This is a genomic window from Mycobacterium sp. UM_WGJ, from assembly GCF_000455125.1.
Classification (GTDB): Bacteria; Actinomycetota; Actinomycetes; order Mycobacteriales; family Mycobacteriaceae; genus Mycobacterium.
In genome coordinates, this window is the sequence record NZ_AUWR01000008.1 from 255,182 (window position 1) to 271,935 (window position 16,754).

Annotated in this window: 17 protein-coding genes; 3 read left to right on the forward strand and 14 right to left on the reverse strand. The window is 68.7% G+C overall.

Features of this window, described 5'->3' with window-relative positions; all coding sequences use genetic code 11:
• Nucleotides 1-24 precede the first annotated feature (24 nt).
• The 3 genes from N416_RS0103105 to recO form a co-directional block, all read right to left on the reverse strand.
• Nucleotides 25-1,257, reverse strand: coding sequence for a bifunctional 2-polyprenyl-6-hydroxyphenol methylase/3-demethylubiquinol 3-O-methyltransferase UbiG (locus N416_RS0103105; RefSeq protein WP_024440671.1), 1,233 nt, complete (start codon nt 1,255-1,257; stop codon nt 25-27).
• Nucleotides 1,258-1,407: 150 nt separating this feature from the next.
• Nucleotides 1,408-1,923, reverse strand: coding sequence for a hypothetical protein (locus N416_RS23445; RefSeq protein ID WP_196805091.1), 516 nt, complete (start codon nt 1,921-1,923; stop codon nt 1,408-1,410).
• Between the two features lie 110 nt (nt 1,924-2,033).
• Nucleotides 2,034-2,792 (reverse strand): DNA repair protein RecO, encoded by a 759-nt coding sequence (recO, locus tag N416_RS0103115; protein WP_024440673.1) that lies wholly within the window; start codon nt 2,790-2,792, stop codon nt 2,034-2,036.
• Nucleotides 2,793-2,866: 74 nt separating this feature from the next.
• Here recO and N416_RS0103120 point away from each other — a divergent pair, with 74 nt between their 5' ends.
• The 3 genes from N416_RS0103120 (at nt 2,867) to N416_RS0103130 (ending at nt 5,655) form a co-directional block, all read left to right on the forward strand.
• Nucleotides 2,867-4,315, forward strand: coding sequence for an amidase (locus N416_RS0103120; RefSeq protein ID WP_125079285.1), 1,449 nt, complete (start codon nt 2,867-2,869; stop codon nt 4,313-4,315).
• A 120-nt stretch (nt 4,316-4,435) separates the two neighbouring features.
• On the forward strand, nt 4,436-4,774 hold the full coding sequence (locus N416_RS0103125) for a hemophore-related protein (protein WP_024440675.1): 339 nt from the start codon (nt 4,436-4,438) through the stop codon (nt 4,772-4,774).
• Nucleotides 4,775-4,788: 14 nt separating this feature from the next.
• Complete coding sequence (locus tag N416_RS0103130) at nt 4,789-5,655, forward strand: sulfurtransferase (protein ID WP_024440676.1); 867 nt, start codon at nt 4,789-4,791, stop codon at nt 5,653-5,655.
• 26 nt (nt 5,656-5,681) lie between these two features.
• Here N416_RS0103130 and N416_RS0103135 read toward each other — a convergent pair whose 3' ends face one another.
• The 11 genes from N416_RS0103135 to N416_RS0103185 all read right to left on the reverse strand — a co-directional run bounded on the left by N416_RS0103135 (nt 5,682) and on the right by N416_RS0103185 (nt 16,748).
• Nucleotides 5,682-7,139, reverse strand: coding sequence for an NAD(P)/FAD-dependent oxidoreductase (locus N416_RS0103135; RefSeq protein ID WP_024440677.1), 1,458 nt, complete (start codon nt 7,137-7,139; stop codon nt 5,682-5,684).
• Complete coding sequence (locus tag N416_RS0103140; protein WP_024440678.1) at nt 7,126-7,992, reverse strand: SDR family oxidoreductase; 867 nt, start codon at nt 7,990-7,992, stop codon at nt 7,126-7,128. The genes N416_RS0103135 and N416_RS0103140 overlap by 14 nt, the downstream gene beginning before the upstream one ends.
• A gap of 3 nt (nt 7,993-7,995) precedes the next feature.
• Nucleotides 7,996-8,670, reverse strand: a complete 675-nt coding sequence (locus tag N416_RS0103145; protein WP_024440679.1) for a DUF5642 family protein — start codon at nt 8,668-8,670, stop codon at nt 7,996-7,998.
• 85 nt (nt 8,671-8,755) lie between these two features.
• Nucleotides 8,756-9,664 (reverse strand): GTPase Era, encoded by a 909-nt coding sequence (era, locus tag N416_RS0103150; protein ID WP_024440680.1) that lies wholly within the window; start codon nt 9,662-9,664, stop codon nt 8,756-8,758.
• Between the two features lie 90 nt (nt 9,665-9,754).
• Nucleotides 9,755-11,053: a hemolysin family protein gene (locus tag N416_RS0103155; RefSeq protein ID WP_024440681.1), complete on the reverse strand. Its 1,299-nt coding sequence runs from the start codon at nt 11,051-11,053 to the stop codon at nt 9,755-9,757.
• The gene (ybeY, locus tag N416_RS0103160; RefSeq protein WP_024440682.1) at nt 11,050-11,586 is read right to left on the reverse strand and encodes an rRNA maturation RNase YbeY; all 537 of its coding nucleotides are present in this window, start codon (nt 11,584-11,586) and stop codon (nt 11,050-11,052) included. The genes N416_RS0103155 and ybeY overlap by 4 nt, the downstream gene beginning before the upstream one ends.
• Nucleotides 11,583-12,635 carry a PhoH family protein gene (locus N416_RS0103165; protein WP_024440683.1) on the reverse strand — a complete coding sequence of 351 codons (1,053 nt, stop codon included), beginning with the start codon at nt 12,633-12,635 and terminating at the stop codon, nt 11,583-11,585. Before N416_RS0103165 ends, ybeY begins: the two co-directional genes overlap by 4 nt.
• Before the next feature lie 137 nt (nt 12,636-12,772).
• Nucleotides 12,773-13,522, reverse strand: coding sequence for a 16S rRNA (uracil(1498)-N(3))-methyltransferase (locus tag N416_RS0103170; protein WP_024440684.1), 750 nt, complete (start codon nt 13,520-13,522; stop codon nt 12,773-12,775).
• Between the two features lie 7 nt (nt 13,523-13,529).
• Nucleotides 13,530-14,687 (reverse strand): molecular chaperone DnaJ, encoded by a 1,158-nt coding sequence (gene dnaJ / locus N416_RS0103175; protein WP_024440685.1) that lies wholly within the window; start codon nt 14,685-14,687, stop codon nt 13,530-13,532.
• A 33-nt stretch (nt 14,688-14,720) separates the two neighbouring features.
• Nucleotides 14,721-15,764, reverse strand: a complete 1,044-nt coding sequence (gene hrcA / locus N416_RS0103180; RefSeq protein ID WP_024440686.1) for a heat-inducible transcriptional repressor HrcA — start codon at nt 15,762-15,764, stop codon at nt 14,721-14,723.
• Nucleotides 15,765-15,809: 45 nt separating this feature from the next.
• Nucleotides 15,810-16,748, reverse strand: a complete 939-nt coding sequence (locus N416_RS0103185) for a LysR substrate-binding domain-containing protein (protein ID WP_346773469.1) — start codon at nt 16,746-16,748, stop codon at nt 15,810-15,812.
• Between the last annotated feature and the right edge of the window lie 6 nt (nt 16,749-16,754).

Sequence of the window (16,754 nt, forward strand, 5' to 3'; positions counted from 1 at the left end):
GCGGTCGCCGCGGCGGCTTACCGGCTATGCCGACGATCGGGAACCGGCACTCAGATCGATCGCGACGAAGTCGAGGCGCCACAGCGACTGGAACAACTTGCGACCGAACTTCTCCAGGTCCGCCGCACTGCCGCGCGCCGGGCCGGCGGCCTGCGCCAGGTCCGCGGCGATCTGACGAATGCTGCGACGACCGTCGATGCTCTGAACGAACGGCAGCTGCGCCGGGTTCAGCGGCATGCGCCAGCCCGAGCGGAAGATCTCGTTGCCGTTCAAGCCACACTTCCAACGGAACAGCGGCACGTAGTCGAGGCTCTCGGGCGTCGAGAAGTCGATCTGGTAGCTGCTCTTGGGCCGCTCGGGCCGCGTGGCGATGAAGAAGTGCCGAGCGTTGAGGGTGTGGATGCGCTCCATCACCGACCAGATCTTCTCCTCCGGCAAGGCGTTCACCTTGTCGTAGAAGCCGGCCGACGGCACCGCCACATCGTGGGCGTAGTACGGCGCCTTGAGCAGCCAGCCCTGGAAGTCCAGGCCGGCCGACTTGGCCAGGTCGATGCAGCCGTCGACGTCGTAGCTCTTGGCCCGACCGTGCAGGAACGTGTCCACCAGACCCGAGTCCGAGGCCAGGTCGCCGGCGATCTTGAGGTACGGCTGGACCGGGTGGTCCTGCGACAGCAGGCGGATGGCCTGACGGACGGTCTGAATCGACTCGTCGTTCTGTTCCAGCCCGAGGTCCTGGAAGACCGTCTCCAGGATTTCGATGCCGATGCGGCCGTAGCGCGCGTAGAGCATGATGCCGGCGACGCCGTCGGGCCGCAGGCGGTCCGCGATCGCCTTCATGCCAACCTTCGGGTCGGCCATGTGGTGCAGCACGCCCGTCGAGATCGCCAGGTCGAAGTCACGGTCGAGCGTGGACAGCTCCTCGATCGGCAGCTGGTGCAGCTCCAGGTTCCACAGCCCGTGCTTGTCCTTGAGGTACTGCTGGTGCCCCAATGACGACGCACTGATGTCGACGGCCACCACCCGCGCCTGCGGGTTGTTGTAGGCGAAGACCGCCGCCTGGTTGGTGCCGCAACCCGCGATCAGGATGTCGAGGTCAGGGCGGTATTCACGATCGGGCCACAGCACCCGGTGCGCGTGGCTCGGGTCGAACCACTCCCAGTTTCCGGCCGACCATGCCTGCAGGTCGTTGATGGGCGGCGGGTAGGTCCACCGCTCGTACTGCCGGGAGACGACGTCTGCGCGTGGATTATCGGTCACTTCTTTGTGGCTCCTTGTCGAATTGCCCCCCGCCGGATCGGATCAGACTTTAGCGGGGCTGGTTGTGCCGGTGCGACGCGGCTCACATCGAAGCACGCCGCCCGGTGGTTGAAACGGTTGTGCCGAACCGGCTCAGTGAGCGTGGCCGGTCTACCCGGGCTGCCCGGGCTGGCCGGGCTGGCCGGGCTGGCCCGGTGTTCCACCGGGTCCGGCCGCGCCGCCGGCCCCGCCGGCACCACCCAGGCCGGGTTGGCCGCCTGCACCACCTGCACCACCGGCACCACCGGCACCACCGTTCCCGCCGCGCCCGCCCATACCGCCTTGGCCGCCGGCACCACCCTTGCCGCCCTGACCGCCCTTGCCACCTTTACCGCCCTGGCCGCCCTGGCCGCCCAGGCCACCGGCACCTGGGGCACCGTCGGCTCCGGGCGCACCGTCAGCTCCGTTGGCACCGTCAGCACCGTCAGCACCATCGGCACCGGGGCCGTTCGCCGGCAACGGCGCCGTAATCCCGGAGACCGGAGCGGGTTCGGCGGCCCGCGCACAGGAAGTCACCGCCGGGATCATTCCCACGACGAGTAGCGCTCCGGCCGCCGCACCCATACCGGCTCCGTAGCCCGGTGTCGTCCTGTGCGCCCAGCGCCCCCACCCGGTGTCGTGAAACATTCGGCCTGCCTTCCTGATTGAACCTAGGGATCGTGAAGTCGCATCAGCCTACCGCCGACGCCCGCATAGTCCACCGAAACGGACGCAATCCCCAGGTAGGTGCCGGTCGATCAGCCGTCGCTGCCGGTGGCCCGGGGTTGAACCCGCTCCACCAGCGGCAGGGTCCGAAGCCGTCGCTCCAGGTGCCACTGCAGATGGGCGGCCACCAATCCGCTGGCATGGCTACGATGCGACGCCGTGGAAAGCTCCGCGACCTCCCAGTCGCCGTCATGCAATGCCGCCATCAGATCCAGCACACCCATCGGCGGGGTGGTCGACCCAGCCGGACGGCAATGCCCGCAGACGCTGCCGCCGGCCGCGACATGAAATGCCCGATGCGGACCGGGGGTGGCGCAACGGGCGCACTCGGTCAGTGCCGGCGCCCACCCGGCCACCGACATGGCACGCAACAGATAGGCGTCCAGCACCAGCTCGCGAGGGCGCCGACCGTCGGCCACCGCGCGCAGCGCCCCAACGGTGAGCCGGTGCAACGCCGTCGCCGGGGCTCGCTCGGCACCGGCCAAACGTTCCGCGGTCTCCAAAATCACGCAGGCGCAGGTGTAGCGGCCGTAGTCGCTGACGATGTCGGAGGCGAAGGCATCCACCGACACCACCTGGGTGACGATGTCGAGATTGCGGCCGGGGTGCAGCTGAACGTCGATGTGGGCGAACGGCTCCAGCCTGGCACCGAACTTGCTGCGGGTACGACGCACCCCCTTGGCCACCGCGCGGACCAGCCCGTGGTCGCGGGTGAGCAAAGTGACGATCCGGTCGGCTTCGCCGAGCTTGTGCTGGCGCAGCACCACCGCCCGGTCCCGGTACAGCCGCATCGGACCAGTTTCGCATCGCGAGGGGGTGTTTCGACGACACCCACCCGTACGGCACGCCGATACTCTCATCACCGATGACCCACCCGCCCGCGGCGTCCGGCACCCGCTTCCCCACCCTCACCGAGCAGCTCTACCAGCTGGCCAGCGGCGAGGCGACCTCCGTCGACCTGGTGCGTCGCGCGCTACACGCCATCGACGCCAGCCAGTCCACCCTGAACGCCTTCCGGGTGGTGTTCACCGAGTCTGCGCTGGTCAGCGCCGCGGAAGCCGACCGGCGTCGGGCCGCCGGGCACCGCGCCCCGCTGCTGGGCATCCCGATCGCGGTCAAAGACGACACCGACATCGCGGGGGTCGCCACCTCGTTCGGCGCCTCCGGCTATGTCGAGCCCGCCGGCCACGACGCCGAGGTGGTGCGCCGGCTGCGGGCCGCCGGCGCGGTGATCGTCGGCAAGACCAACACCTGCGAACTGGGACAGTGGCCGTTCACCAGTGGCCCCGGGTTCGGCCACACCCGCAATCCCTGGTCCCGTCGGCACACTCCCGGCGGGTCGTCCGGAGGCAGCGCCGCGGCGGTGGCCGCGGGTCTGGTCGCCGCGGCCATCGGATCCGATGGAGCCGGCAGCGTGCGTATCCCCGCCGCATGGACGCACCTGGTCGGCATCAAGCCCCAGCGTGGCCGCATCTCCACCTGGCCGCTGCCGGAGGCGTTCAACGGACTCACCGTCAACGGAGTACTGGCCCGCACCGTCGAGGACGCCGCGCTGGTGCTGGACGCGGTCTCCGGCAACGCCGACGGGGACCTGCACAAACCGCCGCCGATGAAGGTCTCCGACTATGTGCGGACCGCACCGGGTCAACTGCGTATCGCGCTGTCGACTCAGTTCCCCTACACCGGGTTCCCGGCTCGCCTGGATCCGGAGATCCGGGCCGCGCTGGAACGCACCGCCGAGCAGCTGCGGCTGCTCGGGCACGTCGTCCTCCCGGGCAACCCCGATTACGGGCTGCGGCTGTCGTGGAATTTCCTGTCCCGGTCCACCGCCGGGGTGTGGGCCGCCGCCAACAGGCTCGGCGGCGGTGTCAACCTGGACCAGCGGACCTTGGCCAACATGCGCACCGGCCGGCTGCTGTCGCAGGCCGTGTTGCGCAAGGCCCGCGCCCACGAGGCGCAGGATCAGCGTCGGGTGGGCTCGATCTTCCGGATCGTCGACGTGGTCCTGGCGCCCACCACTGCCCAGCCGCCACCACTGGTGAACACATTCGACGACCTGGGCAGCTGGGAGACCGACCGCACCATGATCGCGGCCTGCCCCGTCACCTGGCCGTGGAACCTGCTGGGGTGGCCGTCGATCAGCGTGCCTGCCGGGTTCACCTCCGAGGGCTTGCCGATAGGAGTGCAGTTGATGGGGCCGGCCAACAGCGATGGCCTGTTGGTCTCGCTGGCCGCTGAGCTGGAGGGCATCAACGGCTGGGCTGCCCGGCAACCCACACCGTGGTGGCGCACCGAGCCCGGCCACGGCTCGTAAGCACCCCAGATCGCCGCTAGCTGCGACTTCAGCGAGTTGCGCGGTGGTCGGCTAAGCTTGGCCAGTCTTGACTAGGTCTTCAGTTCCCGTAAAAGTGCATTGGTGAAAGGCGTCCGCAAAATGGCCTCTCTGTCGTTGACCAGGTTCGCAGTCGCAGCGGGCAGTCTGGCTCTGTCGCTCTCAGCCGGAGCCGGGTTCGCAGCTGCGAGCCCCGACCTCGGCCCGATCATCAACACCACCTGCAACTACTCGCAGGTTCATCAGGCGCTGGTCGCAGAGAACCCCTCCGCAGCCGCCGAGTTCGACGCCAACCCGAACGCGCAGGGCATGCTGCAGATGTTCCTGAACGCTCCGCCGGCCAAGCGCCAGCAACTGGCCACCATGGTCCAGGGCATGCCGGAGGCTCAGCAGTACGTCGGCACCATCACTTCGGTCGCCAACTCCTGCAACAACTACTGAGCGGGACCCCCGCGGTGGACCCGCGCGGAAAGGTCCTGATCACCGCCGCGGAGCTCAGCGAGCTCCTGCGGACCGGTGATCCGGTAACCATTCTCGACGTCCGCTGGAGCCTGGAGGCACCGGACGGGCGTCAGGCGTATCTTCACGGCCACCTGCCGGGTGCGGTGTATGTCTCGCTCGAAGACGAGTTGTCCGACCACACCGTGCCCGGTCGGGGCCGTCACCCCCTGCCGACCGGCCGCAATCTGGAAGCCGCCGCCCGGCGATGGGGCGTGCGGCGTGATCGGCCGGTAGTGGTCTACGACGATTGGAATCGGGCCGCTTCCGCGCGGTTGTGGTGGCTGCTGACCACCTCCGGAGTGGCGAACGTTCGTATTCTCGACGGTGGCCTACCGGCGTGGACTCGGGCCGGCGGCGAATTGCAGACCGGAGAGGTCTCCCCCGAACCGGGCAACGTCACCCTGCTGCCCGAGGATCTCTATGAAGGCCTGCGGCCCACGCTGACTGCCGACGAGGCCGGCGAGGGCGCCCGCACCGGCGCGGTGGCATTGCTCGACGCCCGCGCCCCCGAACGGTTCCGCGCCGAGGTGGAGCCGATCGATGCGGCCGCCGGTCACATCCCGGGAGCCAAGAACCTGCCGTTCACCGCCCTGTTGGACGGCGACGGAACCTTCCTGCCCGACGACGCGATCGCCCGGTTGCTGGCCGACCGGGGTGTCGGCTCCGACGACGCGGTGGGCGCCTACTGCGGTTCTGGGATCAGTGCCACCGTGATCGTCGCGGCACTGGCCGCCGGCGGCCGCTCTGCGGCCATGTTCCCGGGATCATGGTCGCAGTGGAGTGCGGAACCCTCCCGGCCGGTGGCACGCGGCGAGGACTGACGGCCGTACCAGCCGAGATGGCCGGGTCAGCCGAGGTGGAAGTCCGCCGGATCGGGGCTGCCCAGCATGGTCTTCATCCTCGCGCGGTCGAACGGCCACAGATCCACCGCGCCGCCCTCGGTGAGGTACCAGGAGTTACAGCCGGTGTTCCACACCGTCGGGCCCATCGCGATCGCGACGTCGTCGTTGAACCGCGTCGTGGCCTGATCGGTGACCTCCACGGTGGACAGCTCGCCGGCCCGGAACCTCGCCAGCCACTGCGCGATGTAACGCGCGGTCAGCTCCGAGGTGTACTGCAGGGAGATCGACCCGGTGGGCGAATTGGGGCCCAACACCGTGAACAGGTTCGGGAAACCGGGAATCGCGGTCATCTGGTAGGCGCGCGGACCCTTCGCCCAGGCGTCGTCGATGCTGACCCCGTCCCGCCCGTGCAACCGCATGGGGCGCATGTAGTTGTGGGCATGGAAGCCGGTTGCCAGCACGATGACATCGGTGTCGCGGTGGGTGCCGTCGGTGGTGCGAATACCCTGCGGAGTGATTTCGGCGATGCCGTCGGTGATCAGGTCGGCGTTGTGGGCACGGATGGCCCGGTAATAGCTTCCCGACACCACCTGGCGTTTGCACAACGGCTCATAGTCCGGTTCGAGTTTGGCCCGTAACGTTTTGTCGCGCACCTGGATTCGCAGGCAGGCCCGAGCGTAGGCCTGCACCGCCCGGCGCCGCCAGGTGGGACGGGTGGTGACGTCGGTCAGCACTCGCGACCCGCCGAACGCCATCAACCGGTAGAGCGTGCGGTGCAACTTCGGAAAGCGTGCCAGTACCGCGGCGACGCCGGGCAGTTGCCGAAGCGACGTGGGCGCCCACAGGATCCATTGCGCCGAACGCACATAGTGGTCGATCGCTGCGGCATCGGGCTGCAGGGCGGAGACCACCTGCACGCCGGTGGAACCGGTGCCGATCACCGCGATTCGCTTTCCGTCGCTGTCGAGCTCGTCGTCCCAACGGGCGGTGTGCACCACCGGGCCGGCGAAGTCGGCCAGCCCGGGGATCTCGGGAACGAACGGGTGATGCAGCACGCCGGTCGCACAGATCAGGAAGTCGGCGACCAACTCCTCACCGGCGGCGGTGGTGATAGTCCAGTGCCGCTGCTCATCCCATCGGGCGTCGGTCACCTCGGTGTCGAGCCGGATCAGCTCCGCCAGCCCGAGCTCGTCGACGACGTCGCGGTGGTAGCGCTGGATCGCGGCGCCGGTGGCCCAAGCATGTTGCCAATCGGGCTTCGGCGCGAACCCGAACTGGTAGATCTGCGACGGCACGTCGCACCGCAGACCCGGGTAGTGGTTCCAGTACCAGACCCCGCCGACGTCGGAGCCCTTCTCCAGCACGGTGATATCGGTGAAGCCCTGCTCACGCAGCACGTGGGCGGTGGTGATACCCGCGACGCCCGCCCCGATGATGACGACGCGGGGCTCACGCTCGGTCATGAGGCTGACTCACCTGATGCGCGCGGGCCTGCCGGTCCACCCGCTCGAGGTAGGCGCTGCGGGCTGCGGTGTCGATGGACGTCAACGCACGCCGATCATCGACCAGCCGCCGGGCCAAGCTCTGCAGCCGCTCGGGCACAAACGCGGTCATCGACCACGCGGGAGCCACCCAGCGGGGCACCGACCGGCGAGCGGCACGGGATCGCAGTACCGCGACGATCGCCGCAGCTACGTCCCCGGGATCGACTGTGGGCATGCCGCCGCCCAGCGGGGCGCCAGAGGTGAGTTCGGTCCGCACCGCCGAGGGCAGCACCGCCGAGACCGCGACACCGGTGCCGGCGTACTCGCGCCGTGCCGACAGCGACGCCCCCAGGACCGCGAATTTGCTCGCGTTGTAGGTGACCATGCCCGGCACCGGAACCATGCCGGCCATCGAGGCCACGTTGACGACGTGGCCGCGACCGCGCCGGACCATGCCGGGCAGCACCGCCTTCATGCCGTTGAGCACACCGCGGACATTGACGTCCAGGGTCAGGTCCCGGACCTGCTCGGTCTCGGCGTCGAAGGCTCCGAGCGGCATGACCCCAGCGTTGTTGATCAGGATGTCCAGTGGGCCGTCAGACGCCTCGATGCGCGCAAGCAGTTCCTGCCAGGACGCCGTACTGGTCACGTCGAGCCGGCCGCCGCGGACGCCGAGTTCAGCGGCGGTCTGCAGGCAGGTGTCCTCGTCGACGTCACCGATCCACACCCGGGCACCGCGGGCGGCGAGCAGTTTGGCGGTGGCCGCCCCGATCCCACGGGCACCGCCGGTGATCAGCACCCGGGCGTTGCCGACCGACTGCTTCGTCGCCATGGGTCAGTCGCGCAGTGCCGACACCGCGTCGACCAGCAACTGGCGGGCCCGGTCGGCGTCGACCATCGCCGGCGGCTGACCCTTGACCGGCTGCGGGTTCGCGGTGACCTGCACCAGCGCGCTGCCCAGGTAGGCGGTGAACGTGTAGGACTCGCGGGACTGTTGCTGGCCGTCCTTGCCGGTGAGCTCGATCTCCGAGTGCGAACCGGTCGTCTTCGCGTGGTCGATCTGCGGCGCGTCCACCTCGTCGAGGTAGCCGGTGAGCTTGCCGGCATTGAACGAGACGTGCCTGCACTTCTCGGCGTCCGTGTCGTCGTAAGGCAGGTCCTGGTCGGACTGCATGGCAATGGCCACCAGCTGGTTACCGTTGCCCAGAATCGAGACCATCGACATCTTGCCCCGGATGCCCTTCGGCGGCCGGCCGGTGTTGGCCGCGTAATCGGCGCAGTCGGCGGGATCGAACGTCACCCCGGGGGGCATCTTCTGCGGCCCGAGGATCTTCGGGTCGATGTCGTTAGGGCCCTTGGTCTGGGTCTTGAAGTCCGAGCCGAACGTCGACTGGACGTTGAACAGCTTGGTGGTGTCGACCGGCTTCTGGCTGCCCCCGCAGCCGGCCAGTGCTTGCGCACACACGATGAGGCCAACCGAGGAGATGAGCAACGACTTGCGTACGGGCATCCAAGGAATCTACCAATGCCGATTCCCCGGCTGCGGGCGGTGGCCACCCCGATTCGGGCGCGATACGCCGCAAGCCGGCCCGGCTCTAGAAGCCCAGCCGCCCCAGCTGCTTGGGGTCACGCTGCCAGTTCTTGGCCACCTTGACCCGTAGGTCGAGAAACACCTTGGTACCCAACAGTTTTTCGATCTGAGTGCGCGCCGCCGTACCCACCTCGCGAAGCCGGGCGCCGCCGCGGCCGATCACGATTCCCTTCTGGCTGTCGCGCTCTACGTACAGCAGCGCATACACCTCGATCAGATCCTCGCGGTCTTCGCGCTGGCGCACCTCTTCGATCACCACTGCCAGCGAATGCGGTAGTTCGTCGCGCACACCCTCCAGGGCGGCTTCCCGGATGAACTCGGCCATCAGGGTCTCTTCGGGCTCGTCGGTCAGTTCACCGTCCGGGTAGAAGGCCGGCCCGACGGGCAGGGCGGCGGCCAGCACGTCGATCAGCACGTCGACCTGTTCACCGCTGACCGCCGACACCGGAACGATCTCGGCTTCCGGCGCCAGTTCGCCGACCGCGACAAGTTGTGCGGCGACCTTGTCGCGAGTGGTCTTGTCGATCTTGGTGACGACCACAACCAGCTTGGTTCTGGGTGCGACGACCCGGATCTGCTCGATGATCCAGCGGTCCCCCGGCCCGATGGCCTCGTCGGCGGGGATGCACAGGCCGATCACGTCGACCTCGGAATAGGTGTCTTTGACCAACTCGTTGAGCCGCTTGCCCAGCAGCGTCCGGGGCCGGTGCAGGCCGGGCGTGTCCACCAGGATGATCTGGAAGTCGTCGCGGTGCACGATGCCGCGGATGGTGTGCCGGGTGGTTTGGGGACGGTTCGAGGTGATCGCCACCTTCGCGCCCACCAGGGCGTTGGTGAGCGTCGACTTGCCGGTGTTGGGCCGGCCGACGAAACATACGAAGCCGGAATGGAACCCGGAATCTGATCCAGTCACGAGTCGCCTTTCGCCGAACGTGTTCTCAGCGCGAGATTTCGGGTGAGTTGTCGTGGTGCGTGCACGTTCGATGCACGCCCGGCTGGTGCGTCACTGCTCAACTACGGCCTCCTCAGCGGCGGGCTCGACCGGGCTGACCAAAACCGTGCTGATCCGCACTCGCCCGCGACTGTCGCGGCTGCCCTCGGCCCGCAGACGCAGGCCGTGTGAGGTTACCTCGGCGCCGGGCAGCGGAACGCGGCCCAGCTCCAGCGCGAGCAGCCCACCGACCGTGTCGACGTCGAGACCGGGGTCGAACTCCACCCCGTACAGCTCACCGACGTCTTCGATCGGCAGCCGCGCCGAGACCCGAAATCTGTTGCCGTCCAGCTCCTCTACCGGAGCGACTTCGCCTTGGTCGTACTCGTCGGCGATCTCGCCGACGATCTCCTCCAGGACGTCCTCGATGGTGACCAGTCCGGCGATCGCGCCGTATTCGTCGACCAGCAGGGCCATGTGATACCGGCTGCGCTGCATGTCTTCCAGCAGCGCGTTGAGTGCTTTGGAGTCGGGCATGAAGACCGCCGGCCGCATCACCTGCGCCACCGTGGTGTCGCGCCCCCCGTTGGTCGAGTAATAGGTTTGTTGGACAAGGTCTTTCAGGTAGACCACACCGAGGATGTCGTCGACGTTCTCACCGATCACCGGGATGCGGGAATGCCCACTGCGCACCGCGAGCGACGTCGCTTGGCCTGCTGACTTGTCACGTTCGATCCACACCATCTCGGTGCGCGGCACCATCACCTCGCGGGCCGGGGTGTCGGCGAGTTCGAAGACCGACTGGATCATCCGGCGTTCGTCGGCAGCCACCACCCCACGCTGCTGCGCCATGTCGACCACTTCACGCAGCTCGATTTCGGAGGCGAACGGCCCGTTGCGGAAGCCGCGCCCCGGCGTCAGCGCGTTCCCCAGCACCACCAGCACGCGGCTGATCGGGGCGAGCAGCACCGACAGGACTTGCAGCGGAAGCGCTGCGGCCAGCGCGATCGAATAGGCGTTCTGCCGGCCCAGGGTCCGCGGCCCCACCCCGATCACCACGAAGCTGACCACCACCATGGCCGCCGCGGCGGCGAACAGGCCCCAGTCCAAGCCGAGCACGGCGCTGAGCAGATACACCAGCAGCGCAGTCGCGGTGACCTCGCAGGTGATGCGCAACAACACCACCAGGTTGATGTAGCGCGGACGCTCGGCCATCAGTTTGACCAGCCACCCCGCACCGGGTCGTTTCGCCCGCACCAGCTCCTCGACCCGCGCCGGCGAGACGGTGCTGACCGCGGCGTCGATCGCGGCGAACAACCCGCCCAGACCGATCAGCGCAATCACGCCGAGTAGCAGCGGTGTTTCGGTCACGATTCGTCGAAGTACCTGGTCTTGTCCAGCAGCCGGCGGTCCTTCTCGCTCTGGGTCTCGGCCCGGTAGGTCTCCACCTGATCGGCGACCCATTCCTCGAGCAGGCGGCGCTGCAACGCGAACATCTCTTTTTCTTCGTCCGGCTCGGCGTGGTCGTAACCGAGCAGGTGCAGCACGCCGTGCACCGTCAGCAGCGCCAGTTCCTGGCCCAGCGAATGGCCCGCCGCCGCAGCCTGTTCGGCGGCGAACTCCGGGCACAGTGCGATGTCGCCGAGCATCGACGGACCGGGGTCAGGAGCATCCGGCCGGCCGCCGGGCTCCAATTCGTCCATCGGGAAACTCATGACGTCGGTGGGCCCGGGCAGGTCCATCCAGCGCATGTGCAGGTCGGCCATCGCGGCGGTGTCCAGCAGCACCATCGACAGCTCGGCACCGGGATTGACGTCCATCTTGGCCAGCACGAACTTGGCGACGCTGATCAGCTCGACTTCGGAGACGTCGAGGCCGGACTCGTTGGAGACCTCGATGCTCATCGGCGTGACCTGCCTTGCGAGGCGCGCCGTGACGCCCGGTTCATGGCCAGCCCCGGCCGGTCCTGCTCGGATTCGTGGCGTGAGTAGGCGTCGACGATCTCCGACACCAGCCGGTGCCGGACGACGTCGACGCTGGTGAGCTCGGCGACGTAGATGTCGTCGATGTCGTCGAGGATGTCCACGGCGGCCCGCAGCCCCGACCGCGCCCCGCCGGGCAGGTCGATCTGGGTGACGTCACCGGTGACCACGATCTTGGCGCCGAAGCCCAGCCGGGTGAGGAACATCTTCATCTGTTCGGCGGTGGTGTTCTGCGCCTCATCGAGAATGATGAACGCGTCATTGAGCGTCCGGCCGCGCATATAAGCCAGGGGCGCCACCTCGATGACACCGGAACTCATCAGCTTGGGAATCAGCTCCGGGTCCATCATGTCGTGCAACGCGTCATACAGCGGGCGCAGGTACGGGTCGATCTTCTCGCTCAGCGTGCCGGGCAAAAACCCCAGCCGCTCACCGGCTTCCACCGCCGGACGGGTCAGGATGATGCGGGTGACCTGCTTGGTCTGCAGCGCTTTGACCGCCTTGGCCATCGCCAAATACGTCTTGCCGGTACCGGCCGGGCCGATGCCGAACACGATGGTGTGGGCGTCGATGGCGTCGACGTAGCGCTTCTGGTTGAGCGTTTTGGGCCGGATGGTCTTGCCACGCCGCGACAGGATGTCGAGGCTGAGGACTTCGGCGGGCGACTCATTGCCGGTGCCCACCAGCATCCCGACGCTGTGCCGTACCGTTTCGGGCGTCAGCGATTGCCCGCCCGCCACGATCGCCACCAGCTCGGAGAGCACCCGCTCAGCAAGGGCGACATCGGCCGGCGCTCCGGAGATGGTGACGGCGTTGCCGCGCACATGCAGGTCGGCACTCAGCAGGCGTTCAATGGCGCGCAGGTTCTCATCTGCAGAACCCAGCAGGCCCACGACCAGGTCGGGTGGAATATCGACGCTGCTGCGAACCTGCGAGGCCGGCCCGGCAGCGGGGGTATCGCGGGGCGTCACGGGGTTTCCGATGCCTGCTTCCTGGGGGTTTGTGCCGTGGGTACGGCGACGAGTCGGACGCTTGAGTCTACCGCCTACCGTCACCGATGAGCGGTTCGTTCACGACGGGGTGCTGCCGGGCGGGCGAATCCGCCGGGCTAGGCACTCTCCCAGCGGGGCGTGAGCACCCCGAGCGCGCCCAGCGCAACGGCCGCCGCGGTCGAGGTGCGCAACACGGTGGGGCCCAGCCGGACGGCAACGGCACCGGCGCCGGTCAACGCCGCCAGCTCCGCCTCGGTGATGCCGCCTTCGGGGCCTACCACCACGGCCAGTGCCGACGCGGTGGGCCCCACCGCGTCGGCCACTGCGACGCGGGCCGCGTCGTGCAGTACCAGCACGGTCGCGGCGGCCGCCATCTGTTCACCGACCCACGACACCAGCTCGGCGCCGGTCAGCACCCCGTGAACGGGCGGAATGTGGGCCCGGCGGGATTGCCCGGCGGCCGCCTGGGCGACCGCCCGCCAGCGCCGCACGCCCTTATCGGCGCGGGCACCGTCCCAGCGGGCCACGCACCGGTCAGCCTGCCACGCAATGAAGGCGTCGGCGCCGGCCTCGGTGGCCAGCTCGATCGCCAGCTCGGATCGTTCGGACTTGGGCAGCGCCTGCACCACGGTGACCGGCGGACTGGGCGGCTCGACCTGGCAGCGCTCCAGCACCCGGGCCCGCAACCCGCCGCGGTCGACCTCCTCGACCTGGCATTGCGCCACCACCCCGGCACCGTCACCGAGAGTCAGCTGCTCACCGGGCCGGATCCGGCGCACCGTTGCGGCATGAAACCCGGTGTCGCCGCCGAGTACCGCGAGCGCACCCACCTCAGGCAGCGCATCGACGTAGAACAGGCCTGCCACCGCGGGCTCAGCGCCCGGTGAAGGTTTCGCGCAGTCGATTGAACAGCCCGCCGCTGTTCGGCGGGTGCGCCGAGCGGACCTCGGCGGTGTCGCGCTCGCGGTGCTGTTTGAACTTGCGCAGCAGCTCGGTGTCCTGGCTGTCGAGTCGCTCGGGGACCACCACCTCGATGTGGGCGTGCAGGTCACCGCGCGCCCCGGTGCGCACCTGCGGCATACCCTGGCCGCGCAGCACGATGGTCGCCCCGGGTTGGGTGCCGGCCGGGATGGTGATGTCGGTGGCGCCGTCGAGGATGGCATCCACGGACACGGTGGTGCCCAAAGCCGCGTCGACCATCGGCACCGAGATGTGGCAGTGCAGGTCATCGCCGTCGCGGGCGAAGATGTCATGTTGCTGTTCGTGCACCTCGACGTAGAGGTCACCGGCCGGTCCCCCGCCCGGGCCGACCTCGCCTTGAGCGGCCAGCCGAACGCGCATGCCGTCGCCGACTCCGGCCGGGATCTTGACGCTGATCTCCCGGCGCGAGCGCACCCTCCCGTCGCCGCCGCACTGGTGACAGGGGTCCGGGATCACCTCGCCGACTCCGCGGCAAACCGGGCACGGCCGCGACGTCATGACCTGGCCCAGCAGCGAGCGCTGCATGCTCTGCACCTCGCCGCGGCCGTGGCAGGTGTCACATGCCATGGGTCGCGAGTCCCCGTTGGTGCCGCGGCCCTGGCAGCGATCGCACAGCACCGCGGTGTCTACGGTGACGCGCTTGGTCACACCGGTGGCGCACTCGGTGAGGTCCAGGCGCATGCGTAACAGCGAGTCCGACCCCGGCCGGACCCGTCCGATCGGCCCGCGGGAGGCCGCACCGCCGCCGAAGAACGCCTCGAACACGTCCCCGAGGCCCCCGAAGCCGGTGGATCCGCCTCCGAACCCGCCGAAGCCATTGCCGCCCCCGCCGCTTTCCAGCGGGTCGCCGCCGAGGTCGACGATGCGACGTTTCTCCGGGTCAGACAGCACCTCGTAGGCGGCGCTGATCTCTTTGAACTTGGCCTGCGCCGCCTCGTCAGGGTTGACGTCGGGGTGGTAGGTGCGCGCCAACTTGCGATAGGCGCGCTTGAGCTCGGTGTCGGTGGCGTCCTTATCGACGCCCAACAAGCCGTAATAGTCGCGTGCCACGCCTGACCCTTCCCAACTTCTGCCGACCGGAGATTAGCGAGCCCCGAGCACTTCACCGATGTACATAGCAACCGCTGCAACACTGGCGATCGTTCCCGGGTAGTCCATCCGGGTGGGACCGAGCACCCCCATGCCCCCGTACACGGTGCCCTGCGACCCGTAGGCGGTGGACACCACCGAGGCGCCGGCCATCTCCTGCGCCTCGGTCTCGTGACCGATGCGCACCGTGACTTTACCGGCTTCCTGCTGCACGGCGAGCAGCCGCAGCACCACAACCTGCTCTTCGAGCACTTCCAGCACCGACCGCAGCGAGCTGCCGAAGTCCGCGGCATTGCGGGTCAGGTTGGCAGTACCGCCGAGCAGCAGGCGTTCCTCACGGTGCTCGACCAACGATTCCAGCAGCACGGTCGCCGAGCGCCCCACCGCGTTGGCCAGGCCTGGCGACAGCCCGCTGCGCCCGTCCAGATGCCCGGCGAGTTCGGCGACGGCGGTGGAGGCCGCCGAGATCCGTTTGCCCTCCAGTGCGGCGCCGAGGATCTCACGCAGCTGGCTGAGCTGGTGGTCGTCGATGGGCTCACCCAACTCGACGATGCGCTGATCGACCCGGCCGGAGTCGGTGATGACCACCAGCAACAGCCGTGCCGGGGTCAGCGCGATCACCTCGAGGTGGCGCACCGTGGACACCGACAGCGTCGGGTATTGCACGACCGCCACCTGGCGGGTCAGCTGCGCCAGCGTGCGCACCGCGCGGCGCAGCACGTCGTCGAGGTCGACCCCGGAGTCCAGGAACGACAGGATCGCCCGGCGCTCCGCGGACGACAGCGGCTTGACGTCGTCGATTCGGTCGACGAACTCCCGGTAGCCCTTCTCGGTAGGCACCCGCCCGGAACTGGTGTGCGGCTGGGCGATGTAGCCCTCGGCCTCCAGCACCGCCATGTCGTTGCGCACGGTGGCCGGAGAGACCCCTAGGTTGTGCCGTTCGACCAGCGCTTTGGAGCCGATCGGCTCCTTCGTGGCGACGAAGTCGGCGACGATGGCACGCAGTACCTCGAAGCGGCGGTCATCGGCCACGCCCATGGATGCTCACCTCCTACTTCGGAACAGCTACGGCCGCTCTCGATTTTACGGTGAAGCCGCCAGCAGCCGGTGTTCGATGCCGTGCACGATGCCCGGCTCGCGATCTCGCACCAAGCGGGCGACGTCGACGAAGCGGGAGACGAGCTGGGACGGTTCGTGTTCGATCCAGCCCACCGCGATCGCCGATCCGGGCCAGTCCTCGATCGGCAGGAACCGGACCCCGGTCACCGGCAGGAAATGCGCGGCCGCTGCGCTGGTGACTGCGATGGCCGCCCCGGCGGCGACCACCTGCGCTTCCTCCGTGACCGAATCGGCGCGCACCACATCGACCTTGGCCGCATCGGTGCGCGCCGAGGCCAGGCTCCAGAACGCGTGGTGGACTTCGTCGACGCTGGACGACTGGGTGATCGGGTCGTCGAGAAGGTCGCGCACCGACACCGATGTGCGTCCGGCGTGGCGGTGCGAGGCCGACACCATGGCGACGACGGGATCGACCGCCAGGATCTCGGTGTTGATGTTCGGGGTGCTCTGGGGCAGCCGCAGAAACGCCACGTCGGTGGCCCGCGACGCGAGCCCGGCCGACGGATCGCTGACCTGGAATTCCCGCATCTCGATGGTGACGTCGGGGTGACGTTCCCGGAACTCGGCGATGATCGGTGCGGTCAGTTCCAGGGCGGCACCCGGTACGTACCCCAGCCGCAGCGTGCCGACTACCCCGCGGGCGGCTTGTTCCGCTGCGGCGGCGGCGCTGTCCAAGGCGGCCAAGACGCCGCGCGCGCCCTCCAGGAATACTTCGCCGGCGGGGGTCAGCGTCACGTTGCGCGTGCTGCGTTCGAACAACTTGACGCCGAGTTCTTCTTCGAGGTCCTTGATCTGGCGGCTCAGTGCCTGCTGCGCCAGAAAAACCCGCGCCGCGGCCCTACTGAAGTGCAGTTCTTCAGCAGCCACCAAGAAGTGGCGCAGCTTTCGCGTGTTGATGTCTATGGCGGT